The 23666-nt window shown below is 69.6% G+C and carries 17 protein-coding genes; 8 read left to right on the top strand and 9 right to left on the bottom strand.

Features of this window, described 5'->3' with window-relative positions; translation table 11 throughout:
• Nucleotides 1-21: 21 nt before the first annotated feature.
• The 4 genes from RN729_RS10225 to RN729_RS10210 are packed head-to-tail and all read right to left on the bottom strand — an operon-like array spanning nucleotide 22 to nucleotide 6543.
• Nucleotides 22-1935, bottom strand: a complete 1914-nt coding sequence (locus RN729_RS10225) for a VCBS repeat-containing protein (RefSeq protein WP_310784551.1) — start codon at nucleotides 1933-1935, stop codon at nucleotides 22-24.
• A 22-nt stretch (nucleotides 1936-1957) separates the two neighbouring features.
• On the bottom strand, nucleotides 1958-3067 hold the full coding sequence (locus RN729_RS10220; RefSeq protein WP_310784451.1) for a YncE family protein: 1110 nt from the start codon (nucleotides 3065-3067) through the stop codon (nucleotides 1958-1960).
• Between the two features lie 17 nt (nucleotides 3068-3084).
• Entirely contained in the window at nucleotides 3085-5484 is a 2400-nt protein-coding gene (locus RN729_RS10215) for a choice-of-anchor B family protein (RefSeq protein WP_310784449.1), read from the bottom strand.
• Between the two features lie 48 nt (nucleotides 5485-5532).
• On the bottom strand, nucleotides 5533-6543 hold the full coding sequence (locus RN729_RS10210; RefSeq protein WP_310784447.1) for an alpha/beta fold hydrolase: 1011 nt from the start codon (nucleotides 6541-6543) through the stop codon (nucleotides 5533-5535).
• A gap of 20 nt (nucleotides 6544-6563) precedes the next feature.
• Between RN729_RS10210 and RN729_RS10205 the strand changes: the two genes are divergently transcribed.
• Nucleotides 6564-7361, top strand: coding sequence for an alpha/beta fold hydrolase (locus tag RN729_RS10205; protein ID WP_310784445.1), 798 nt, complete (start codon nucleotides 6564-6566; stop codon nucleotides 7359-7361).
• A gap of 20 nt (nucleotides 7362-7381) precedes the next feature.
• On the opposite strand, the gene RN729_RS10200 is transcribed toward RN729_RS10205, so the two are convergent.
• Together RN729_RS10200 and RN729_RS10195 are read right to left on the bottom strand one after the other, a co-directional pair.
• A complete protein-coding gene (locus RN729_RS10200) occupies nucleotides 7382-8446 on the bottom strand; it encodes a hypothetical protein (protein ID WP_310784444.1) in 1065 nt (354 codons plus the stop codon).
• Between the two features lie 59 nt (nucleotides 8447-8505).
• Nucleotides 8506-10323: a DUF885 domain-containing protein gene (locus tag RN729_RS10195; RefSeq protein WP_310784442.1), complete on the bottom strand. Its 1818-nt coding sequence runs from the start codon at nucleotides 10321-10323 to the stop codon at nucleotides 8506-8508.
• A gap of 96 nt (nucleotides 10324-10419) precedes the next feature.
• Here RN729_RS10195 and RN729_RS10190 point away from each other — a divergent pair, with 96 nt between their 5' ends.
• Genes RN729_RS10190 through RN729_RS10175 form a run of 4 tightly spaced genes read left to right on the top strand, consistent with a single transcriptional unit; the run spans nucleotide 10420 to nucleotide 12656 of the window.
• Nucleotides 10420-10608 carry a hypothetical protein gene (locus RN729_RS10190; RefSeq protein ID WP_310784440.1) on the top strand — a complete coding sequence of 63 codons (189 nt, stop codon included), beginning with the start codon at nucleotides 10420-10422 and terminating at the stop codon, nucleotides 10606-10608.
• Nucleotides 10609-10890, top strand: a complete 282-nt coding sequence (locus RN729_RS10185) for an OsmC family protein (protein ID WP_310784438.1) — start codon at nucleotides 10609-10611, stop codon at nucleotides 10888-10890.
• A gap of 10 nt (nucleotides 10891-10900) precedes the next feature.
• Complete coding sequence (locus tag RN729_RS10180; protein ID WP_310784436.1) at nucleotides 10901-11119, top strand: hypothetical protein; 219 nt, start codon at nucleotides 10901-10903, stop codon at nucleotides 11117-11119.
• Between the two features lie 7 nt (nucleotides 11120-11126).
• Complete coding sequence (locus tag RN729_RS10175) at nucleotides 11127-12656, top strand: solute:sodium symporter family transporter (RefSeq protein WP_310784434.1); 1530 nt, start codon at nucleotides 11127-11129, stop codon at nucleotides 12654-12656.
• Nucleotides 12657-12712: 56 nt separating this feature from the next.
• Here RN729_RS10175 and trxB read toward each other — a convergent pair whose 3' ends face one another.
• From trxB to RN729_RS10160, 3 genes are read right to left on the bottom strand one after another with little or no spacing between them, the layout of a single operon-like run.
• Nucleotides 12713-13678, bottom strand: coding sequence for a thioredoxin-disulfide reductase (trxB, locus tag RN729_RS10170; RefSeq protein WP_310784433.1), 966 nt, complete (start codon nucleotides 13676-13678; stop codon nucleotides 12713-12715).
• Between the two features lie 9 nt (nucleotides 13679-13687).
• On the bottom strand, nucleotides 13688-14641 hold the full coding sequence (locus RN729_RS10165) for a hypothetical protein (RefSeq protein ID WP_310784431.1): 954 nt from the start codon (nucleotides 14639-14641) through the stop codon (nucleotides 13688-13690).
• Nucleotides 14635-15906 carry an ImmA/IrrE family metallo-endopeptidase gene (locus RN729_RS10160; protein ID WP_310784549.1) on the bottom strand — a complete coding sequence of 424 codons (1272 nt, stop codon included), beginning with the start codon at nucleotides 15904-15906 and terminating at the stop codon, nucleotides 14635-14637. Before RN729_RS10160 ends, RN729_RS10165 begins: the two co-directional genes overlap by 7 nt.
• Nucleotides 15907-16115: 209 nt before the next feature.
• Between RN729_RS10160 and RN729_RS10155 the strand changes: the two genes are divergently transcribed.
• The 3 genes from RN729_RS10155 to RN729_RS10145 all read left to right on the top strand — a co-directional run bounded on the left by RN729_RS10155 (nucleotide 16116) and on the right by RN729_RS10145 (nucleotide 23664).
• The gene (locus RN729_RS10155) at nucleotides 16116-19235 is read left to right on the top strand and encodes a tetratricopeptide repeat protein (RefSeq protein WP_310784430.1); all 3120 of its coding nucleotides are present in this window, start codon (nucleotides 16116-16118) and stop codon (nucleotides 19233-19235) included.
• Nucleotides 19232-21028: a CRTAC1 family protein gene (locus RN729_RS10150; protein WP_310784428.1), complete on the top strand. Its 1797-nt coding sequence runs from the start codon at nucleotides 19232-19234 to the stop codon at nucleotides 21026-21028. Before RN729_RS10155 ends, RN729_RS10150 begins: the two co-directional genes overlap by 4 nt.
• A gap of 110 nt (nucleotides 21029-21138) precedes the next feature.
• A complete protein-coding gene (locus tag RN729_RS10145) occupies nucleotides 21139-23664 on the top strand; it encodes a choice-of-anchor B family protein (protein WP_310784427.1) in 2526 nt (841 codons plus the stop codon).
• Nucleotides 23665-23666 lie beyond the last annotated feature (2 nt).

The raw sequence follows: 23666 nt of genomic DNA, 5'->3' as shown, positions 1-23666 counted from the left end.
GTACATCCTTTCCTGCGGGATTCAACGTCGTTCGAAGTAATAGATGCCGCCCCCGGCGGCGCCGACGACGAGGTCGAGGTCGCCGTCCCCGTCCAGATCCCCGAACTCCGGCGTCGCGAACAGCGGCAGATCCTCGGCGGCGGGGAAGCCGCCGTCGGCTTCGACAAAGTTCGGGGCCGCGGGACTCCCATCGTTCCGGAAGTAGCGGATCCCGTCGGACTCCGTACCGACGACGAGGTCGAGGTCGCCGTCCCCGTCGTGGTCGAGGAGCTTGGGGAAGCTCCGCCGGCCGATGTCGATCTCCGCGTATTCGTCGCTCACGAATTCGAAGCTCGGCTCCGAGGCGGAGCCGACGTTCTCGTAGTAGTTCAGCGCTCCCGAGGACTCCCCGATCATGAGGTCGAGATCTCCATCGCCATCGAGGTCGCCGAGCGCGGGCGTCGCGTTGCTCCCGCGCGTGATCTCGACGAACGCCGAGTCCACCAGCGTGAGGCGGGGCTCCGTGGCCGAGCCCTCGTTCCGCACGTAGCGGATCTCGTCGCGCCAGGTGCCGAGCAGCAGGTCGAGGTCGCCATCCGCGTCCAGGTCGCCGAAGGCCGGCGCGTTGTGGTAGGCGCCCGGCAGCTCGAACTCGCCCGTCCGGCGGAAGGCCGGCCGCGTCGCGCTTCCCTCGTTCTCGAACAGGAAGACGCGCGAGTTCGACAGATCCCCGGGGTCGATCTTGTTGCCGAGCAGGAGGTCGAGGTCGCCGTCCCCGTCGAGATCCACAAGCGAGGCCACGCTCTCGCTGCCCACATCGATCTGCGAGATGAAGCGGCGCGTGCGAAGCTCGAAGCCGCCATCGGACTCCTGCGAGAAGAGCATGAGGTTGTCGGCGGTCGTCGTGTTCGCGTTGTAGGCGCCGCCGAGCACGCCCATGAGCAGGTCGAGGTCGCCGTCGCCGTCGTAGTCGCCGAAGGTCGGGGCATTGTAGCCGCTCGTCCGGATCGGATCGTCGAGGGGGAAGGGACGCGGCTCCACGCGGAGGTTCGGAGCCTCGCACGAGCCCGCGTTCTCGATCAGGAGGAGCCCGGCCTCGAAAAAGTCGCCCCAGAACATGTCCGTGTCGCCGTCCGCGTCGTAGTCGGCGAGCGCCATCGTGTTCGCCCCGTGCAGGGTGGGGAAGGGCCCGCCCGCGTCCGGGCCATCGAAGGGCGGCACGCCCCCGGCCGCCGCCGGGTCGGCGACGATCTCGATGTCCTCGAAGCGGTCCGTGATGTGCCGGAAGGGCGAGGCGTTCGCGCCGATCGCGCCCGTCGCCTCGTAGCGCGTGACCGTCCCCACCAGGCGGCCGATGAAGAGGTCGAGGCGGCCGTCGCAGTCGATGTCCGCCGCATTGGGGATGTTCTGTCGATCAGAGAAGATCGCCTCCCCGCGCGTGTCGCGAAGCGTGTCCGCGATGAGTTCGAATACGGCCCCGCCGGCGGTGCCCGTGTTCCTGTACAGCTTCATGTAGCTGAAGGGGGACTCCGCGAGGAGGTCCCGGTCGCCGTCGGCGTCGACATCCACGAAGCGGAACCACTCTCCGACCTCGAGATCCGAGTACGCAGCCGGCCGCCAGGTATGGCGCCGTCCGTCCGGCGTGTCTTCGCGCTCGAAGAACAGCAGACGGTCCGTCGTCTCCTGCACGAAGAGGTCGAGGTCTCCATCTCCGTCGATATCCACCCACTGCGGGCGGGGGACGTTGAAGCCGCCGAGGAAGGGGATTTCGTACGCGTTCCCCGACTGGTCGAACACCGGAAAGGGGGTGACGGTGCGGACGAATCCGCTTTCGTCGTCGGCTGCGCGCTCCGGCGCCAGCTCGCCCGGGCCGACGCCGCCCGAGGCGCATCCCGCCGCGAGGAGCGCCGCCGTCAGCGCGGCCGGCGCGGCCTGCCGGTTCCGGGGTGCGGCCATGCGGCTCACGTCGCCGGGGCTCTCAGCGCGGGCTGGAGGCGAGACCGATGCCCGACGCGTAGGGCGGTGTCTCGATGACGTCGACGATCTCCCGGGTCGCGGTGTCGATGACGACGACCGTGCCGCCGGGAGCGTCGTATCCCATCCGGTCCGACGACTCGTAGGACCCGGTCTCGTTCCGGTTCGCCACGTACAGTCGGGATCCGTCCGGCGAGAGCACGCTGCCGTGCGGTTCGGCGAGGCCTTCGCCCCGAATCACGGCGGCCACGGACCAGTCGGACGTGTCGACCAGCGTGACCTCGTTCGCGCCCAGGTTGCCGAACCAGATCCAGCGCCCGTCCGCCGACCAGCTCGGGTGCCACGGCCGCGCACCGACGTCCAGCTCCCCCACGAGCTTCGGCGCCGCCGGCTCCGTGACGTCGAATACGAGGAGCTTGGCGGTCATCTCGGCGGTTGCGACGAGCGTCTCGCCGTCCGGGGAGATCGCGTATTGCACGAGGACGTGGGGCATCGCCCCGGAACCGGGAAGCCTGAGCAACTCCGCCTCGCCGCTCTCCGCTTCGACCGTGACGACGGAGTTCTCTCCCAGGCTGCCCGCGTAGACCCACCCGCCGTCGGGGCTCGCCAGCAGCGCGTGCGGACGCGGGATGAAGACGTCGTATTCCTCGACCTCCATCGACATCCGGTCGATGCGGCCGATGCGCTGCGGCGGGTTCACCGCGGCCATCGACCGCCCCACGAAGAGCCACGGCTCCGAGGGGTGGAGCGCGAGGAGGCCCGGCCGCTCGAACTCGACGGAGGCGACGAGTTCGTTGTCGCGGTCGAACTTGAGCACCTGATTGGCCGCGATGAGCGACACATACCAGAACGATCCGTCCGGCTCGACCGCAACGTGGTGCGGCTTCGCGTTCGCCCCGTACCCCATGGCCTCCAGGTCGATGACCTCGACGACCTCGTGCGTCTCGAGGTCGATAACGGTCACGGCGGCCGCCTCCTGGTTCGCCACGTAGAGGAACGGGCCTTCGGCGGAGGCGGCGGTCACGTCCGCCGCCGCGGCGGCCCGCACCGCCACGAGTCCGACCAGTCCCAGGGCGAGGAGGCCGGACCGCGCGGCGGCGGCTACTCGTGGCAAGAGCGCTGCGATCTCCATTACGGAACGAGCTCCGGCTTCTGGTACTTCACCATGAACAGGCCTTCGCTCCCGCTCGTCACGATGATCGTCCCGCTCGCGAAGTACGGATAGTTGCTCCACGAGCCGCCCATCGCGGGGCCCTCCGCATGGGGCACGGTGTCGAGGAAGCCGACTTCGATCGGATTCTCCGGGTCGCTCACGTTCAGGATCCGGAGTCCGCTGTTGTAGTTCGACTGATAGAGCAGGTCGCCGAGCACGTACATGTTGTGGTCGCTCGCCGTCGACTCGCCGAAGTGCTCCTTCACGAGGACGGGGTCGTCGAGGTCGGTGATGTCGAAGATCATCGTCCGCGTACCCGAGAACTGCGTCCTCAGTTCGTCGAGTTCGTCTCCCAGGTAGAAGAAACGGTGATCTTCCGTCACCCAGCCCTGGTGGGCGTAGGCGACGTTCGCGTACGTGGCCGTCGACAGGGGGATCGGATTGTCCTTGTCGGTGACGTCGGCGATCGAGACGTCCGTCTCGTTCGATCCGAAGCAGATCTCCTTGCCGGCGTGCTCGCGGTCCGGGCCGTCATAGATGAGGCAGAGCGCGTCGTGCGAGTACCCGGTGCCGCGACGCCCCGTGCCCTCGTGCCCGAAGCAGCCTGCGAAGTTCGGCTCCGTCGGCTCGCTGATATCGATCATGTGGAGGCCGCCGCCGCACGTCTCACCGCCGCCGCTCGATCCCACGCTGTAGGCGAAGCCCGTCTCCTCGTTGATCACGATGTTGTGCGCGGACGCGATCCCATCGTAGTGGGCGTCCGCCTCGAAGGTGACCGGCTCGCTCCCCACGTCGCGCAGGCGCGAGAGGTCGAACACCTGCATCCCGTGGTCGCCCGCCCCATCGGAAACGATGAAGGCATGATCCCTGAAGACCTTGATGTCGCGCCACACGCTGCCCCGCGCGCCCTCCGTCATCGGAAGACGCCCGATGTAGCGCGGGTTCTGCGAGTCGGTGATGTCGATGAACGAAGCCTGGTCGGTGAGCCCAACGAGGGCGTACTCGCGACCGGTCTGCGGATCGGTCCATCCCCACACGTCGTTGACGCGGACGCCGCGGTTCGCCCCGAGCGACTGCACCGGCATGAAGGAGAGGATGTTCACCTCGCTGCAGTCGAAGTCGGCCGACACCCCTTCCTCGCAGCCCACCTCGTGACCGTTGATCGCCGCGTAGTTCGTCGCGTCGCTCCACACCTCGGCGGTTTCGACCCACTCGTCGCCCTGCCGCTCGAAGATGTAGGCGGTCCCCATCCCGTAGTCCTTGCGGCTCGCCGCGACGACCGCGACGCCGCCCTCCGCGGCGAGGCTGCCGCCGAAGCCGTCGCCCGCGGCCCGGTTCGAGGCGGAGACCGCGCCGGCGAGCTCCACGCCGCCAGCCGGGTCGGTCGAGTAGCGAAGCACCCGCCCCTCGCGGCCCGCGCCGGAGCCGGACCCGCCGATCCAGATCTCTCCGCCCACGGCCGCGAAGGCGTTGGCGAAGTTCCCGCCGAAGGACCGGCCGTCCCCGGCTACGACCGGCGGATAGAGCCGGCCTTCGGGCCTCCAGGCATCGCCATCGGGAGTGAAGGTGTAGGCGATGCCCACGCCCCCGGCACCGGGGGCTCCGACGACGAGCCGGAAGCCGTCCTCGGTGTCCTCGCCGTGCAGGACGCCTCCGAAGCCCGCGTTCGCGCCCGCTTCCGGGGCCGTGAGCGGTTCCGGCGCCGCCGTCCACGTCCCGTCATCGGCCCGGGTGAAGAAGAAGACCGCACCGGCGCCGTTCGTATTGCCCACGGCGGTCCCGGGAGCACCGATCGCCGCCACCCGGCCATCGGTGATCATCGCGGCGCCGAAGCCGTCCCCGGCGGCCGCCTCGGGGGATTCGACGATTCCGGCTTCATTCCAGGCGGAGCCGTCCCACTCGAAGAAATGGACGCGGCCGGCGACACCGGGTCTCCCGCGGCCCCCCTGACCGGTCGCGGCCACCATCGCAAGGTCGCCCGCGATCGCCCCGCCGGCACCGAAGACGTTGCCTTCCGGCAGGTCGGCCGGCGTCAGCGTCGCGACTTCCTCCCAACCTCCATCGCTCCGCTCGAACACGTGGGCCGCGCCGGGTGAGCCGACGAGCATGCGGTCGCCGTCGACCGCGAGCGAAATCCCGAACCGGCCGCCCTCTTCCGCCGCGTAGGGCGCAAGTTCCGCGGAGACGGCCCATCCATCCGGACCTCGCTCGTACACGTAGACGGCTCCCGTCGAAGTCGGGCCGCCGCTCTCGGCGATGAGGACCTGGCCGGAGGAGACCGCGACGGCGGGGCCGCGTCCGAAACCCTGTCCCGTGACTGGCGTGGCCAGGCAGGCGAAGGCGGCCCCAAGGGCCGCGACTCGTGAAAATCCGCGCATGAAATGACTCCCATCCTGAAGGCTGCGGACAATAGTCGTACAAACCATCTAAAACACTCCGGAATCCGGATGCGTTGCCCGGTGCGTGGCCCGCGAGATATAGCGGGAAACCGTCTCCTCCAGCCAGCCGGTCCGTGCGCCGGCCCGCCCCTCTCCGCGTCCCCGCGCGACGAACCCGAGATGCCCTCCTCGCTCCGTGAGTTCAAGGGAGAGGTTCGAGCGTCTCCGGATCGTTTCGACGGGTACCGAACTCGCGGGGGCGAGCGGATCATCGCGCGCGTGGACGAGAAGCATGGGAAGGTCCACGGGGTCCACGAAACGCTTCGCGCTGCAGCGCGCATAGTAGTCGGCGGCGTCGCGAAAGCCGTGAATCGGTGCCGTGAGCCGGTCGTCGAACTCGCGAATCGTGCGCGCCCTTGCCGCCCCGGGCGCCACCACATCCGGAAACCTCGCCGCCTTCTCGCGCGCCTTCTCCCGCAGGCTGCGGAGGAAACGGCGGCCGTACACGCGCCCCATCCCGCGCTGCAGGGCGTCGGCGCTGGACTCGAGGTCGTACGGAACCGACACGGCGGCCGCGGCGACGAGACCCCGGCCGCCGCCCTTCCGCCCCAGCAGGTTGAGGAGCGCGTTCCCGCCCAGCGAGAACCCCACCGCGGTTCGCGGGAGACCCGGGAAACGGACCGCCATCCAGTCCAGGGCGCGCTCGATGTCATCCGTCCGACCCGAGTGGTAGGCGCCCGGCAGACGGTTCGGCTCCCCGCTGCACGAACGGAAGTTGAGCGCCACCGCCTGGATGCCGGAGGCCGCCAGCGCCTCGCTCGTCGTCACCATGTAGCCGGAGCGCGCGCTGCCCTCGAGTCCGTGGAGAAGGAGGCACAGGCCCGTGGGGGTCTCCGGTCCCCGCCACAGGTCGAGATCGATGAAATCTCCGTCGTCCGTGTCGAGCCGAACCCGCTCGTACCGCGGCTCGAATCGCCGGCGCACCATCCGCCCCACCACCGTCTGCAGGTGAGCGTTCCGGAGCCCCGGCGCCGGCTCGAACGCCGACGGATTCTTCAAGATCCGTTACCTTTCGTTCCGTGTCTCGACCATTCCTGCATCAGTACACCGTCGCGGAGGCGGGTTCCCGGCGCTGGCTCTACGTGCTGCACGGCATCTACGGCACGGGCCGCAACTGGGCTTCATTCGCCCGCCGGCTCGTCGCCCGGCGCCCCGAGTGGGGAGCTGTGCTCGTGGACCTGCGGCTGCACGGGCACTCTCCGCACTTCGAGCCGCCGCACACGCTGTCCGCGTGCGTGCAGGACGTGCTCGAACTCTCGGAGTCGCTCGAGCGGCCCGTGGACGCGGTCCTCGGGCACTCCTTCGGCGGCAAGGCGGCGCTGATGGTGGCCGCAGCCGCGGCGCCGGGCCAGACATGGGTGATCGACGCGACCCCCTCCCGCCGCTCGCCCGGCGGCGGAGCCGCCCGGCTGCTGGACGTGATTCGCCGGCACCCGGGGCCCTTCGCGAAGCGACTTCACGCCGTGTCCGCGGTGGAGGCCGAGGGTTTCGCCTCGCCCGTCGCGCACTGGCTGGCGACGAACCTCGTCCTCGTCGAAGCCGGCTATCGGTGGCGCCTGGATCCCGACGCGGCCGAAGAACTGCTTGCCGACTACTTCAGGCGCGACCTCTGGGACGTCATCGAGACGCCCGTCCCCCCGTCGGAAATCCACGTCGTGCGAGCCGCCCAGTCGGACATCCTCTCGGCGGACGATCGCGCGCGATTGCGGGCGGCGACCCTCAATGGCCGGGTACACCTTCACGAACTCGCCGGCGGCCACTGGCTGCACGTGGACAACCCCGATGGCCTCCCGGACCTCGTCGCCGAGCATCTCTGAGAGGCCACGGCCTGCCAGGGCTACCAGACTTCGTACCACGTGCCGGGGATGGCCGCGGCCGGCGCGGTGAGTCGCTCCGCGGCCGCCGCAACGGCGCAGGCGCTGAAGCGCAGATCGACGCGGTGGCCGCCGAAGTCCGCCGCCACCCCCACGCCGCCCGCGAGCCCGCTTGCCACGCTCCCCTGAATCGAGATGTCCCCGTTCAGGAGCAGGGCGCCGCCCACGAGGATGAGCCCCCGCCAGGCGAAACCGTCGTCGAGCGTCAGGTCGCCCTCCACCACGAGGGCGCCGCGCCCGCTGGAGCCCGGACCGAGCGTCCCCGATCCCGAAATCCGCGTATAGGACGAATCGGCTCCCGGAGACGGCCACGGATCGGGCGGTACTACCGCGTCGGGACGCGGGCCCCAGTCCGCGAGCAGTTCCGTCCAGCGGATCCCCGTTTCCGCCGTGACGGACACATCGGCCGGCATCGATCGTGCCGTTGGCGACCCCGAGATCATCAACGCCGAATCGGGCGCCGGCGCCGGCCCGCCCCAGTACGCGACGCCCGCGATCGGCGAGGGCTGTTGCGGACAGGCACTCCCGAACGCATCGAGCCCCGAGATCGTCCCCTTCGGGGGGATGGCGCCCGCGCTCCCGACGAGGACGAGCGCGCCGGGCACCCGTGGCGGTCCGGCCACCCAGAGGAGCTGTCCCACGGACCGTGCGAAGGTGGCGTCGCCGGACGCCACCTGTCCCCGGGACTCGACGCGGTACACGGTCTCCCCGCGCCGAAGTTCGAGGAGCGGCTCGAAGGAGACCGTCGCGGTTCCAACGCCCAGCGTGAGGGGCGGCACGGAAGGGTTCGGCATCTCGGCGAGCGCGAGCGCCGTCGCGAGTCCGCTCTCGGCCACGTAGAAGGCCTCGGTGGAACGCGCGAAGGCGCGGGCGGACTGTCCGTCGATCCAGGTCAGGAGAAAGCCGCCCGCCGCCATGAGCGATACGAGCAGAAGCGTGAGCATGGCCGAGGGCAGCGCGAAGCCGCCGGGCTCCGCTCCGGGGCGCAGGAAGGCCCGGAGCCGCGGGGTCTTGCCGGGAGAACACATGTCCCGAACCTGCCGGGCCGGATCAACGTCCCCTCAACGCGGCGGCCGAACTCCGGGCGCTAGCTGGCGGTCTCCTCAAGCCAGCTCTCGATCGCGTCGCCGAGTGCGGGGAGGCTCAGCGCGCCGTTCTCCAGCACCCGGTCGTGGAACTCCGCGATGGAGAATGCCTCCCCGAGCCTGGCCTCAGCCTCCCGGCGCAGCCGCGAGATCTCGAGCTGCCCCAGCTTGTAGGTGAGCGCCTGGGCGGGCGAAGTGATGTAACGGTCCACCTCGTTCTCGATGTTCACTTCGGCGAGCAGCGTGTTCTCGCGGACGAAGTCGATCGCCTCCTCCCGCGTCCAGCCGAAGGCGTGGATGCCGGTGTCGACGACGAGCCGGCTGGCCCGCCAGGCATCGTACGAGGCGAGGCCGATGCGGCTCAGGTCGTCCACGTAGAGACCCATTTCATCGGCGAGCCGCTCCGCGTACAGCCCCCATCCCTCGACGAAGGCGACCGATCCGAGGTGCTTTCGGAACTCGGGCAGACCCTCGACCTCCTGGGCGATCGCGGTCTGGAGGTGGTGCCCCGGAATCGCCTCGTGAAAGCTCAGGACGTCGGCCTGATACCTGGGCCGGATCTCGGGCCGGTACGTGTTCACGTAGTACGTGCCGGGACGCGACCCATCCGGCGCGGGCTCGCGGTAGTATGCGAGCTGGCTCTGCGGCGCTTCGTACAGCGGGATCGGACGGATCACCATCTCCGTCCGGGGCGGCGTGCCGAACCAGTCGGGCATGATGAGGGCCGCCCGCGCGTAGGCCTCCTCCGCCTGCTGCACGATCTCGCCCGGCCAGCGGAAGTACATCTCCGGGTCCGACCGCAGCCGCTGCTGAAGCTCTTTCAGATCGGCCGCGCCGAGAGCTTCCCGCCCAAGGGTCCGCAGCTCCTCGTGGACCCTCTCCAGCTCCGCCAGGCCGCGCGCGTGGATCTCCGCCGGCGTCAGTTCGAGCGTCGTGAAGGTGCGGATCATCGCCTCGTAGCAGTCGCTGCCGCCCGGCAGGCTGGAGAGTCCGACCTCCGCGCCCGTGCGCGAGTGTGGATAGAGTTCGTCGCGCAGGAAGTCACGGAGTCTCACATACGCCGGCTGAATGCGCTCGGAGGCGGCCTCGCGGATCCCGGCCCGGAAGTCGTGGCGCGTTCCCTCGGGCCATGCATCGAGCCGCGTCCCCGCCGGGGCGTAAATGGGCCATTCCTCCACGGGTCGTTCGAGGAGGGCTTCGAGCTGTACGATCGTGCGGTTCACCGACGGGCGTGCCGCGACCCGTCCCGTCTCGAGACCGGTGCGGAGGTTCGAGATGTAGTCGTCGATATAGTCCGCGAACGCATTCCAGCGCCGGATCATGCGCTCGCCGTCGACCGGCGTTTCGAGCGGCTGGGCGCCCACGATGTTGAGGAAGTCGAGCTGGAACCCCTCGCGGTGGTCCACCACCCACACCTCCAGGTCGCACGTCTGCTCGGCAACTTCCGCCGAGAGCTGATGGTCAAGTGCGAGAAATGTCAGCCGCTCCTCGGGGGGCAGCGACGGACGGTCGATGGCTGCGAGGGCATCCGTGAGGGCACGAACCTCGCGGCGGCGATTGTTGCGGCCCGACGGCGAGATGTCGCGAACGCGGTCGCTGAGGCGGTGTTCTCCCAGGTAGGTTGCCTGCAGCGGGTTCCAGGAGAGGTAGGCGTCCCAGAAGCGGTCGCTGAGCGCCGAGAGGTCGCTGGGCGGGGCCGTGTCCGCCGTCTCGGCCGAACCCCGCCCGCAGGCCGCGATCCCGCCTGCCAGGAGGATCACGGCCACGATGCGGCCCGCCGCTCCTCCCGGAAGGCGGTTCCTGTCGCGGGTTGACGTCATGCTGGTTGCTCTTGATCGTTCCGTTTGCGCGTCCCGCCCGAATCTCGCCGCCCGAAAATGCGACAGGGAAGGCGGCTTCGTAAAGGAGAGCACATCATGTCCGAACCGTTCTACACTGCCCGCGCGCGTCTCGAAAAGATCGGAGGCGTGCATCGCCGGGCCCGCCTCGAAGAGGGGACCGAGATCGACTTCGGCGTCCACGGACCCATCAAGTCCCACTACCGGATCGACGCGAAAGATCTGCCGCTCCCCGTCGACTACCAGGTGGCCGCGACCGGCGCCTGAATGCTGGGCACGCTCAACGGCGCACTGGAAGTGCGCGGCATCCGCCTGGCCCCCGACGACATCGCCGCCGAAGTGGAGGGGATCAACCGCCTCCGCGACCGCATGCCCACGCTGGAGGAGATCATCGTCCACTACCGGCTCCGAATCCCCGCCGAGGCCCGGGAGACGGTGGAGCGCGCGCTCGCCAGCCACGGCGCGAAGTGCCCCACCGCCCGCTCGCTCGAGGGCGCGATCAAGGTGACCTGGACCGCCGACATCGAAGAGATCCCTGCTTCATCATGATGGGGGCGACGTGACACGGAGCGAGGACATGGTCCGCGTGTTCGAGGCGTGGGATGAGAGCGAATTCCTCGCGGCGCGGCTCGCCCTCGAGGCGGACGACATCCCCTTCAGGGTCGAAGGGGAGTTCGCACCCGTGTCCTGGGGCCCGACGGCGGCCGCAAAAGTCCTCCGCGTGCCCGCCAGCCGGCACGAAGAAGCGAGGCAGACCCTCCGCGACGCGATGACGTGAGACAAGTGTGAACTTTCGGCCGCTCGACGTTGCGGCGTTCGCGGGCTTTCTGTTGCTGGTCGTGGGGGTGTCGCTGTATGCCTCGCGGGGGCGGCGGGACGCGGCCGGGTACTTCCTCGCCGGGCGCAACCTGCCGTGGTGGCTGATCGGCTTCTCGCTCATCGCCTCGAACATTTCCACCGAGCATTTCGTGGGGATGGCGGGGCGGGGCTACGACATCGGGCTTGCGATCGCGAGCTACGAGTGGATGGCGGCCGTCACCCTCGTCCTCGTCGGACTCTTCTTCCTGCCCCGGTTCCTCGCGGCGGGGATCTACACCATCCCGGAATATCTCGAGTTCCGGTACGACGTGCGTACGCGCACGCTGATGGCGGCGTTCATCCTCGCGGCGTACGTGCTCGTGGCCCTCGCGACCGTGCTGTACTCGGGCGCGCTCGCCCTGGAGTCGATCTTCGGCCTCGACACGGGGACCGGCACCTGGCTCATCGGCGTGCTCGCGGGCGGGTACACGATCTACGGGGGACTGAAAGCGGTCGTGTGGTCCGACCTCCTCCAGGGCGTGGCGCTCCTCCTCGGCGGCGTGCTCGTGACCGTGCTGGGGTTCCGGGCCATGGGCGGCATCGGCCCCTTCCTCGAGGCGGCGGACGGAAAGCTCCACACCGTCCTCCCGTGGAACCACCCGGAGATGCCTTGGGTCGCCGTCTTCATCGGCGGCCTGTGGATCCCCAACATCTTCTACTGGGGACTGAACCAGTTCATCACGCAGCGCACGCTGGCGGCGCGCAGCCTGGCGGACGGGCAGCGGGGGCTCTTCCTGGCGGGCTTCATCAAGCTGTTCATCCCGTTCATCATCATCTTTCCCGGGATCATGGCGGCGGAGCTGTTCGCGGATCAGGTGACGAACCCGGACCAGGCCTATCCCGTGATGATGCGGGAACTCCTCCCCGCCGGGCTGACGGGCCTCATGTTCGCGGCGCTGTTCGGGGCCGTGATGAGTTCGCTCGACTCGATGCTGAACTCGGCGGCGACGATCTTCAGCGTGGACCTCTACAAGCGGCACCTGCGGCCCGAGGCGTCATCGCGGCGCCTCATGGTGGTGGGACGGGTGACGACGGGGGTGCTCGTCGTGGTGGCGTGCCTGTGGGCGCCGGTCGTGGCCCGCGCGCCGAGCGTGTTCGAGTACATCCAGATGTTCTGGGGGTTCATCTCACCGGGGATCGTGGCCGCGTTCCTGTTCGGCATCTTCGCGCCGCGCACGCCGCCCGCCGCGGCCTTCGGCGGCATGTTGCTCGGGATCCCCGTCTACGGCCTCCTCCTGTGGCTGCTGCCGGAGGTCGCGTTCCTCCACCACATGGCGATCACCTTCCTCGCGATCGGCGCCTACATCGTCCTCGTGACGCGCGCGCGCCCGCTCGATGCCCCGCGCCGGCTGCCCCGGGCCGCGGACGGAGTGGATCTGACGCCCGCTCCCCGCGCAGGACTCTGGGCCGGAGGCGTTATCGCGGGCGCCGCCGTCCTCTACATCATCTTCTGGTAATCCGGTGATTCGTTGCCCGGCGCTCGCCAGACAGGCGCAGAGCGATCGGGCCGCGGTCAGCCGGCGGCGCCGTTGTGGGCGAGGAAGCGTTCGGCGTCGAGGGCGGCCATGCAGCCGGTGCCCGCCGCCGAGACGGCCTGCCGGTAGTAGTCGTCCATGACGTCGCCGGCCGCGAACACTCCGGGCACGTTCGTGTCCGTGCGCCACGGCGTGGGCATGTCGACGTAGCCGTTCTCCTTGAGGTCGACCTGGCCCTGCAGGAACGCCGTGTTGGGGATGTGGCCGATGGCCACGAACATCCCGCCCACCTCGACCTCCGACGCCTCGCCCGTCACCGTGTCGCGAAGGCGGAGGCCGGTGATCGCGTCGTCCCCGAACACCTCCTCCACAGTCCGGTTCCAGAGAAAGCGGATCTTGTCGCTGGCGAGGGCCCGCTCCTGCATGATCTGCGACGCCCGCAGTTCGTCGCGCCGGTGGATGAGCAGCACCTCGCTCGCGAACTTCGTGAGGTAGAGCGCCTCCTCCATCGCGCTGTCGCCGCCTCCCACGACGGCGAGGACCTGGTCCCGGAAGACGGGCAGGGCGCCGTCGCACACCGCGCACGCGGACACCCCGCCGCCGCTCTGCGCGAGCCGCTCCTCGCCCGGCACGCCGAGCCAGCGCGCGTTGGCACCCGTGGCCACGATCACGGTCTCCGCGAGCACCTCCTGCTTCCCGGACGAGCGCAGGCGGAAGGGTCGGCTCGAGAAGTCGACCTCCACGATGTCCTCGGTGAACACGCGCGTGTCGAAACGTAGCGCCTGCTTCTTGAAGTCCAACATCATGTCGATGCCGCTAACCCCTTCGGGGAAACCGGGATAGTTCTCCACATCAGTTGTGAACATAAGCTGCCCACCCGGGATCATCGTGCGGCTCCCCGCACCTTCGAACACGAGCGGATTCAGGTTCGCCCGGGCCGCATAAATTGCCGCCGTCCAGGCGGCGGGGCCCGAGCCGATGATGACAACGTTTTCTGTACTCATCGCTCCATATCAGTTCTCGGCGGTGGATGTCGCATTCTCGGCCCGCGCGGCCTCGGCTTCCCCTCGCCTAACGGCTGCCGCGCGCGCCAGCGCGTCGTCCCGCGCCTGTCTCAAGGCGATCATCACGTTCTGTATCGAAGGCTCTCCCTCCGGGAATCTGTCCGGAGCCTGCTTCTTGTCCTCCGTCATGGCGCTTCTCCTTGTGGGATCGTCCGAGAGGTCCCGCCGGTCTGCGTCCACCGCGGTCGGCAACTCTCGGATGCGCCAGCCGCTGGGAAGGAGCGGCAGGATGTCGTTACGCTCCGAGGCGGCGACCAGGATTGGGGACCGGCTCGAAGTGTCGTAGACCTGCCATTCGTCTGCAATGGGGCGGTACAACGAGACGAAATTGTCCCAGCTTCGCTCGAACCGACGACGGGCAACTGGCTCCGGGATGTCGTGTCCCCCTTCGCTGACGCGCTGCGCCACCCTCCGATGGTTCGCCGCCCAGTCGGTGAGCATCTCGTCGGCCGCCGCGATCGTCAGCGCTCCGTGCTGGATCAGTTCCGTCACGATGTCTTCCGTGCGGACGAAACGGAGTTCCCGCGAGGCCACGGCCGCCTCCCGCGCCGCCCGCTTGATGGCCTTGTTGTCGTCCGTTGCGAGACGGTAGCCGCGATTCAGGGCGACCGCGATGGCAGATCGTTCTCCTGCGCCGAGGCGTCCTGAACCTTCGAGACGAAGGAAGATCTCCAGCTCGGCCGGGTGGGTGACGTGCTCTTCCGCGACGAAACCCGCTCGGCGGGCCTCTTCGTAGCGCTCGAGCTGCGCGAGGTCTGTGATCTCGGCTGCCACATGGTCCGTGGCCATGAACGCATCCGGATGGGCTCCGATCAGGTCCATACGGTCGATCTGGAGGAAGTTCAGCAGCACGCATGTGTCCGCCACAACGACGCCCCGCAGCGGGCGCTCTCGAATCAGCAAGGCCGGGCGGCCATCGCGACGTCGAGCATGTCGTCGCCGGCGATGTCGAGTCTCCGACCGATCTCGAGCAGCCGTCCGCGCGAGATCGCTTCCCGGCGGAACGCCTCGATTGCGAGGCGGAGGAGTTGGCCGCGCAGCTCCCGGTCGTGACCGGCCCCCACGCCGCGGGCGGAGACGCCTTCGGGCGCGTCCGGGTCCCAAGCCCCGTCGTGCGGGCTCCGGTCCAGCATCCGGATGTACCGATTTCCAATGTTCTTCTGCTCGATCAGAGCGGCGGATTCGGATGCGGACGTGTGTTTCAGACTCTTGAGCCGCCAAACCGCCGCCTCGAAGCTGACGCCGAAATGTCGCGCCAGGACGGCCACGTCCGCGTACGTGAGCTCCTGGGATCCCGGCCGGGTGCGGATCTCCGCCGTGATCGCGGAATCGTTGGCGACATCGAAGATGGCCTGGGCGTTCCGGCTCGGGCGTCCCTTGCCCATTCGTTCGAGCTGCTCGGCGACACCGCCCGGCGGCATGAGAAATGCCGCCGCGAAGGCGTTGGCTCTCGTCTCCAGACGCCCGGAGGCGTTGTCACGGCGCGACGTTGTGATCGTACGGTCGCGGTCGAACAGGACGTGTGCGTACTCGTGCGCGTAGGAGAATCGCCGTCGAGCTTCGCCATGCCGCCGGTTGACCAGAACGGCGAAACCGACATCCGGGTGGTTCACGAACAGCCCGGACAGGCCGTCGGGCAATCCGGTGGCCGCGGCCCAGATACCTTGATCACTGATGAGTCCGGCCACGCTCCGGATTGGAACATCGCCGAGTCCGAGGCGGCGCCGCTCCTCCCGGGCGACGGCCTCTCCCTGCCGAATCGCATCGCTCGTGGATCCGGTCCGTGCGGCGTAACTGGGGACCGTCGGTTCAACGGCCCGACCCAGAAGTCGCCGAAGCGAGGCACCCTCCCGGCACAGCAACACGCTGGAGCGCACGGCGTGCGCGACTTGCGGATCCTCTCGGGTTTCGGGAAGGGCCCGCAGGAGGACATGGGCCAGGTCTTCGCTCCGCCGTTCCCCCTCGTCCGAGAGGAAGAACGAGGCGGAGAGGGCGTACAGGTCAGCCATTCTCGTGAGTTCCAACGTCGAGACGGCGCGTCGGCCGCTCTCGATCTTGCTCACCGCCGAGCGGGGCACGTCCAGCGCCTCGGCGACTTCCTTCTGGCTCAAGCCGTGCGCCTCGCGCGCCTCGCGGAGTCGCTCCGCCAATCGCACCGGGTCGATCATGCGCGTCACCCCTCGTCAGTAATCCCTCTCTTCACCCTTGCCGTCTCCGTTCAAATCTACCGTGCTGTTATCGAACATTCAAGCACGATAACGACTAGGATGTGCGGGTCGATCCAAGCGAAACTCGAGGCGTCCGAGTTGTGCGACGGAATATGCGGAACGGCCGGTGTTGGTTGCGCGGGCGTGGCGGTTGCGGTTTCGTTCGGGGCATGAATGGACGCGGGCGAGAGACGGAGGAGGGGGCGCGGAACGCGGCCCGATCCGGTGCGGCGGACGACGCCGGCGGAGTCGACGAGGCCGGTGTGCCGGGCGACTCGGGGGCGGACGCGCGGCGCACTCGGCCGGTGCTGCGCTCCATCCTGGCGACGGGGCAGCGGCGCTGGCTGCGGTTCGGGCTCGGGGTCGCGGTGTTCATGCTGGCGAACACGCTGTACCTGCTCGCGAACCGGCTTGCGGACGGGCTGGGGCTCGAGTTCTTCGCGGTGGGGGAGAACTCGCTCCCGCAGCTCTTCCAGGCGATGGTGCTCACGCACACCGGCGTGGGGCTGCTGCTCGCCGCAGTCATGTTCGGGTTCCTCGCGGCGCACCTTCCCACGGTGTGGAAGCGGAAGCACCGCGCCTCGATTCTCACGGGGATCGGGATGGGGCTCGTGGGCGGCGTCCTCGTCCTCACGGGACTCTTCATCCTCACCGCGGCGGCGAGCCGCGAGAACAGCTGGGCGTGGTGGGCGCACGTGGGGAGCGCCGTCCTCATCGTCTCCGCCTACGCCGGGCACCGGCTCGTGAGCTACGCGCGTCCGCCGGGCGTGCGGGCGCGCCGCTTCGCGCTCGCCACCGGAGCCGTCCTCGTCGTCCTCGTCGCGTGGCACAGCCTCACCCACCGCGGGCTGCAGCTCACCCCGGAGGCCGAGGCCGCCCTCGCCCAGGGTCTGAACGAGGGACCCGGAGGCCGCGACCGCGACGTGTCGCGCTTCGTCGATGCGGACTTCGTCCCGACCGGCCTGGTGCCGCCCGAGAGTCCGTTCTTCCCGGCCGCGACCACGACGAGCACCGGGACCTACCTGCCCTCCCGCATCATCACCCGCACCGAGGCGGGAGAACTCGCCGCGCAGGCGGCCCGGGAGCGCGCGGCCCGCGTCCGCTCCGAGGTGGAACGGCGGGGGTTCGCGGCGGACGAACTCATCGGCGCCACCCAGTGCGTGCGCTGCCACCCGGATGTGACGGCCCAGTGGGCGACCTCCGCGCACCGCTTCGCGTCCTTCAACAACCCCTTCTACACCGCGACGATCGAGGACATGCGGGAGGGGTCGCTGGAGGCGGGGCCGGAAGTGATCGCGCACCTGCGGGAGTTCGGGCTCGAGCCGGACGCGGCCGGGCGGGTGAAGAGCAAGTGGTGCAGCGGGTGCCACGATCCGGCGCTCATGCTCGCCGGCGCCATGGACGCACCGATCGACCCGGCCACGGTCGAGGCGCAGGCAGGACTCACCTGCCTCGCCTGCCACGCGATCGACCGCATCCACGACAACACCGGCAACGGCAACTACAACATCGCCGACGAGCAGGAGGACCCCTACCTGTTCGCCGACGCGGAGGCGGGCACGCTCGGCGCCTACCTGCACGACGCGGCGCTCAAGGCAAAGCCCTCCGTCCACATGGCGCAACTGCTGAAGCCGGTCCATTCGACGTCGGAGTTCTGCGCCACCTGCCACAAGGTGAGCCTCACGGAGCCCGTGAATAACTACCGCTGGCTGCGGGGGCAGAACGAGTACGACGCGTGGCACGACAGCGGGGTGGCGCGGAACGCGTCCCGCACCTTCTACCTCCCCGCGGCCGCGCGCGTGTGCCAGGACTGTCACATGCCGCCGGAGGAGGCGCCGCTCGGCGACGTCTCGGCCGAGGACGGGATGGTGCGCTCGCACCGTTTCCTGGCCGTGAACACGGCGCTCCCCTTCCTGCGCGGGGACACGGCGACGATCCGCCGCATCGAGGAGTTCCTGCGGGACGAGAAGCTGCGGGTCGACATCTTCGCCATCCGGCGCGGTCCCAACGACGACCCCGAGATGGGGCTCGATCTCTCGCCTCCGAGCGTGTCTCCGGGGGAGACGGTGATGTTCGAGGTCGTGGTCCGGAACCAGGGCGTGGGCCACACCTTCCCCGGCGGGACGAACGACTCCAACGAGGGCTGGCTCGAGTTCGAACTGGTGGACGCCGAGGGCCGGCGGATCGCGATCAGCGGCGAGATCGGCGCGGACGGACACCTCGATCCGATGGCGCACTTCTTCAAGTCGGTGATCCTCGACCGCGAGGGGCGGCCCATCCAGAAGCGGAACGCGCAGGACATCCACGTGACCGCCGCCGTGAACGTGATCGGGCCCGGAAGCGCGGACGTCGCCCACTACCGGATCACGCTGCCGCCCGACCTGCCCGAGGGTTCGCTGACAGCGCGGGCGCGCCTCCTGTGGCGGAAGTTCGACCGGGCTTACACGGAGTTCGCGTTCGGCGCCAACCCGCAGGGGTTCGCGGAGTTCGACGACGTCCCGGAGCTGCCGATCACCGAGATCGCCCGCGACGAGGTCACGATCGGGGTGGGCGGCCGCGTGGATCCGGTCTCGACCGAGGAACAGGATGAGGAGATCTGGGTCCGCTACAACGACTACGGGATCGCCCTCCTCAGGGAAGGGAACGACCGGCTCGCCGAACGCCCCTTCGAGCGCGTGGCGGAATTCTTCCCGGACCGCGTGGACGGGCCGCTCAACCTGGCCCGCATGGCGCTCATCGCCGGCAACCTCGACGACGCGTTCGACAACCTCGAGCGGGCCGAAACCATCGAACCGGGCAACCCGCGCGTGGCGTGGGTGTGGGGCGGCGCGCACCAGGAGGACGGCGCGTACGATGCCTCCGAGGCGGCGTACCTGGCGGTGCTCGACGCCTTCCCGGAGGACCGCGAGGCTTGGTTCCAGTTGGGACGGACGCGATACCTTGCCCAGCGGTACGAGGCGGCGGTCGAAGCGTTCGACCGGACGCTGGCCATCGATCCCGAGCACCGGCAGGCGCACTACAGCCGCATGCTCAGCCTGCGGGCGCTGGGGCGCGACGAGGAAGCCGCGCTGGGCGAGGCGGCGTTCGAGCGTTACCGGATCGACGAGGCGGCGCAGGCGATCACGAGGGCCTACAGGGCGGAGAACCCCGGCGTGAACCTGATGGCACAGGACATCCGCACGCACGAACTGCGGCCGATCGCGCGATCGGAGGCCGGGAGTCCGGCGGGTCCGGCGCCCGCGGCGGGTTCTGCGGGGCCCGCGCGACCGGGCCGCGGCGGAGGTCGATGAACGCTCGCCGCGCCGGACCCCTCTCGATCTGCCTCCTCGCGGCGGCGACGGCCTGCGGTCCCGACGAACCGGAAGACGCGGAGGCGCCGTCCTATACCCAGACGCGCCCGAGCTTCACGGCGCGCGAGGGCAGCGACGCGACGACCTCGATCCGTTTCACGGACGTCACCGCGTCCGCGGGGATCGACTTCGTCCACGCCACGGGCGCCTTCGGAGAGAAGTGGATGCCCGAGACCATGGGGAGCGGCGTCGTCGTGCTCGACTACGACGGCGACCGGTGGCCGGACCTCTTCTTCGTCAACAGCACCGGCTGGGAGGGGCGCGCGGAGGACCGGGGCGCCCGGTCCATGCTCCTCCGGAACCTCGGGGACGGGACGTTCCGCGACGTCACGCGCGAGGCGGGCCTGGACCGGCCCATCTACGGGATGGGCGGGGCGGCGGCCGACTTCGACGCGGACGGGGACACGGACCTCTACCTGACGGCGGTCGGGGACAACCGGCTGTACCGGAACGACGGGGGACGATTCACCGACGTGACCGCGGAGACGGGCACGGCGGGGAACGCGCCGGGCGCGGCGGATCCCGCCTGGTCCACGGCGTCGGCCTGGTTCGACGCGGACGGGGACGGCTGGCTCGACCTCCTCGTCTGCAACTACGTCGACTGGACGCCGGAGACCGACCTCTTCTTCACCCGCGATGGGGTGAATAAATCCTATGCGACCCCCGAGGAATACAACGGCGAATCCTGCCGCCTCCTGCGGAACGAGCCGGCCTCGGTGGAGGCCGGCGGCTCCTCGGTTCCGGGCGCGGCCGCCCGGATCTCCGCGCGGCGCTTCCGGGACGTGACGGCCGAATCCGGCCTCGAGAACCCCGAGGGGAAATCGCTCGGCATCGTCATCGACGACTTCACCGGGGACGGTCGCCCGGATGTCGCGATCGCGAACGACACCTACCAGAACTTCCTGTACGAGAATCTCGGGGAAGGGAACTTCGCCGACGTGGCGCTCGATGCGGGCGTCGCCTTCGACGAGTTCGGCCGGGCGCGGGCCGGGATGGGGGTCGACGTCGGGGACATCCTCAACCGGGGGCAACTCTCGATCGCGATCGGCAACTTCTCCAACGAGCCCGTGTCGCTCTTCACGCAGATCCAGGCGGGGCTGTTCCAGGATCTGGCCGGGTCGGCGCGGCTCACGCGGTCGACGCTCCTCCCGCTGACGTTCGGGCTCCGCTTCGCGGACTTCGATCTCGACCGCTACGTGGATCTCGTGCTCGGGAACGGCCACATCGAGCCGGAGATCGAGGCGATCCAGGGGGACGTGACCTTCGCCCAGCCGCCGCAACTGTTTCGGAACGACGGGCGCGGGGGGTTCGTCGACGCCGGCGCGATGGCGGGCGGGGGATTCGATGAGCCGATCGTGGCGCGCGGGGTGGCGACCTTCGACTACGACCGCGACGGGGATCTCGACCTGGTGATCTCGACGAACGGCGGGGCGGCGAAGCTCTTCCGGAACGATCTCGAGCCCGGTCCGGGCTGGGTCCGGTTGCGGCTGGAGGGGGCGGCGCCGAATCTCGGCGCCATCGGGGCGACCGTGCAGGTGTTCGTGGGAGACGTGGCGCAGCGGTTCGTGGTCTCGACCGCCTCGTCGTATCTCTCGCAGTCCGAGGCGAACCCCGTGCTCGCGGGCCTGGGCGGCGGCGCGCGCGCCGACAGCGTAGTCGTCGTCTGGCCGGGAGGTGCCCGAACCGTCACCGGACCCGTTGAGGCGGGCGCGGTACTCACAATCCGCGAGTAGCCCTCCGCCGGCGCGGCGGCGGCCGTCGCGAGGGCGATGGCATCTGGCGCGAGCGCCGACCGAAACCGATCATTCGTCCGCCAAGACCCGCCTCCAGGAGACCGTCCGCGATGACCCCATCGAGCCCCACGCGCCTCGCCGCCGCCCTCCGTCCCGCCACGCCGCAGCCCGCCCTGCTCTTCGTGATCGCGTGCGCCGCCGCCGTCTTCGCCGGCACTCCGGTCGCCGGCCAGTCGGGCTCGTTCGGCCACTCGGTGCTGATCCACGAAGGCGAGCTCCTCGTAGGTGAGCCGACCACCAACTTCCGCCCCGGAGCCGTGTATGTGTACACAAGGGGAGAGGAGGGGTGGATGGAGTCCGGCGTGATTCGCGGGCCGGACCCCGAGATCGCCGATGGCTTTGGCACGGTGCTGGCCGCCGCCGGCGACCATCTCTTCATCGGCATGCGCGGGACCGGCATCCAGATCTTCGGGCGTGGCGAGGGCGGCGGGTGGGTATGGCGGGACGCGATCACGGCCGATGAGGTCCGCGGTCTTTCGCCGGACTGCCGCTTCGACGGCTATTGCGGGACCGACTTCGGATTGGCGCTGGCGGCGGAGGGCGAGTGGCTGATGGTGGGCACGCCCGACCCGGCCGATGGTCCGGGCGGAGGGGGGCCGGACGTCCGGGACGATGCCGGCGCGGCGGGCACGATCCACGCGTACCGGCGCGGCGCCGACGGCCGGTGGACGAAGCGGACGGAGTTGCGCCCTTCGGGCGGCGGCCCGGGCGACCGCTTCGGAGCGGTGATGGCCTTTACGGAACGCGGCCTGCTCGTCGGTGCACCGGGCTGGGGTCCGCGGATCGAGGGAGGCGGCGAGGCCCGGGGCGAGAGCCGCGAGGGGACGGGCCGCGTCTACCGCTTCGACCTGAGTGGGGACGGCTGGACGGAGACCGGATCGATAGGGTCGGCGGAAGGCGCGGGCTCCGGCTTCGGTGTCGCGCTCTCCGCGGAGGGCGACCGGCTTCTGATCGGCGCGCCGGGCGCGGACGCCGATCGCGGGGCGGTGCTCGTGTACGCCCGGGAGGCCGGCTCCGGTTCGTGGGTGGCCGAGGAGCGGATAGTGCTCGAAGGCGGCGCAGAGGGCGACCGCTTCGGCGCGGCGGTCGCCTTCTCCGGACCCGACGTGTGGGTGGGTGCGCCAACGGAGCGCGAGAACGAGACCGGTGCCGTCCTGGTCTACGAGGCCGAAGCGGACGGCACCCTTCCCCGGCGGCCGCGCCGCATCGCCCTCCCTCGCGAAGAGACGGTGGAGCGCGACCGTTTCGGCGGACTGGTGGTCGCGGACGGAGCGCTCGCGGCGGTTGGAGCGCCCGGCATGCACCATCAGTCGGGCTCCGTCCACCTCTTCGAGAACAGCGGTCCCGGCTGGGCGGCGGCGGGCATGCTCGCAAGCGCCCCCGATGCCCTCGAGCCCATGGTCGGCGAGGAGCGCCGCTGCGTGGAGGGCAGCGTCGGCCCCTTCGATTGCAGCGAAGTCGAGCTGCTCGCGTTCATTCCCAACTCCATTCTGCGGGCCGAGGGCAGCGCCCGGGGCGTCCGCGCCAACGACAACTGGGGGTGGACCGACCGGGAGACCGGGCGCGAGTATGCGCTGGTGGGACGCAACGACGGCACCTCGTTCATCGACCTGTCGGATCCCACCCGTCCGGTCCTGGTCGGCGATCTGCCCAAACCCGACGGCACGCCGCCGTCGCAGCTGTGGCGCGACATCAAGACGTACAAGGACCACGCCTTCATCGTGGCCGACGGAGCGGGCGACCACGGCATGCAGGTCTTCGACCTCACCCGCCTGCGCGACGTGGCGCCCGGCGACATGCCCGCGCTCTTCGAGCCCGACGTCCACTACCGTGGGGTGGCGAGCTCGCACAACATCGTGATCAACGAGGAAACCGGGTTCGCCTACGCGGTGGGTAGCGGCGCGGGGCGCGAATCCTGCGGCGGCGGTCTTCACATGATCGACATCAACGACCCCCGGAATCCCGAGTTCGTCGGGTGCTTTCAGGAGGACGGCGGCACCCACGACGCGCAGTGCGTGCTCTACCGGGGTCCCGACGAACGATACGAGGGGCGCGAGATCTGCCTCAACTCGAACGGACGGTACTTTCAGATCGCCGACGTGACCGACAAGGAGAACCCCTACGCGGTGTCTCGCGCGACGTCGCCCAATGCCGCCTACATCCACCAGGGCTGGCTCACTCCCGATCACCGCTACTTCTATCAGGACGACGAGTCCGACGTGATCGCCGGCGCGGTCGAAACCACGCGGACCTTGATTTGGGACTTGAGCGACCTGGAGGATCCGGTGCTCGTCAACCAGTTCATGGGCTCGCTTCCCGCCAGCGCCCACAATCTCTACCTGAAGGACGGCTTCGCGTATCAGGCCAACTACCGCTACGGCCTCCATGTGCTCGACATCTCCGATCCCGTGAACCCGCGCGAAGTGGGCTTCTTCGACACGGCCCCGTATCAGGAGGGTCCGGGCTTCGGCGGGGCGTGGAGCACGTATCCGTTCTTCGAGAGCGGCACCATTATCGTCACGAGCATGCGCGAGGGGCTCTTCGTGCTCAAGAAGAGGGTGCAGTCGGTGAGTTAGCA

This window comes from Candidatus Palauibacter polyketidifaciens (assembly GCF_947581785.1).
GTDB classification, from domain to species: Bacteria; Gemmatimonadota; Gemmatimonadetes; order Palauibacterales; family Palauibacteraceae; genus Palauibacter; species Palauibacter polyketidifaciens.
This window is presented reverse-complemented; position numbering and strand designations above follow the sequence as displayed.

Coding starts and splice junctions, on each gene's coding strand:
- RN729_RS10185 (WP_310784438.1), top strand. CDS start 10,609: ATGCTGGGCACGCTCAACGGCGCACTGGAAGTGCGCGGCATCCGCCTG.
- RN729_RS10200 (WP_310784444.1), bottom strand. CDS start 8,446: ATGTGTTCTCCCGGCAAGACCCCGCGGCTCCGGGCCTTCCTGCGCCCC.
- RN729_RS10155 (WP_310784430.1), top strand. CDS start 16,116: ATGAATGGACGCGGGCGAGAGACGGAGGAGGGGGCGCGGAACGCGGCC.
- RN729_RS10225 (WP_310784551.1), bottom strand. CDS start 1,935: ATGGCCGCACCCCGGAACCGGCAGGCCGCGCCGGCCGCGCTGACGGCG.
- RN729_RS10195 (WP_310784442.1), bottom strand. CDS start 10,323: ATGACGTCAACCCGCGACAGGAACCGCCTTCCGGGAGGAGCGGCGGGC.
- RN729_RS10160 (WP_310784549.1), bottom strand. CDS start 15,906: ATGATCGACCCGGTGCGATTGGCGGAGCGACTCCGCGAGGCGCGCGAG.
- trxB (WP_310784433.1), bottom strand. CDS start 13,678: ATGAGTACAGAAAACGTTGTCATCATCGGCTCGGGCCCCGCCGCCTGG.
- RN729_RS10145 (WP_310784427.1), top strand. CDS start 21,139: ATGACCCCATCGAGCCCCACGCGCCTCGCCGCCGCCCTCCGTCCCGCC.
- RN729_RS10190 (WP_310784440.1), top strand. CDS start 10,420: ATGTCCGAACCGTTCTACACTGCCCGCGCGCGTCTCGAAAAGATCGGA.
- RN729_RS10215 (WP_310784449.1), bottom strand. CDS start 5,484: ATGCGCGGATTTTCACGAGTCGCGGCCCTTGGGGCCGCCTTCGCCTGC.
- RN729_RS10150 (WP_310784428.1), top strand. CDS start 19,232: ATGAACGCTCGCCGCGCCGGACCCCTCTCGATCTGCCTCCTCGCGGCG.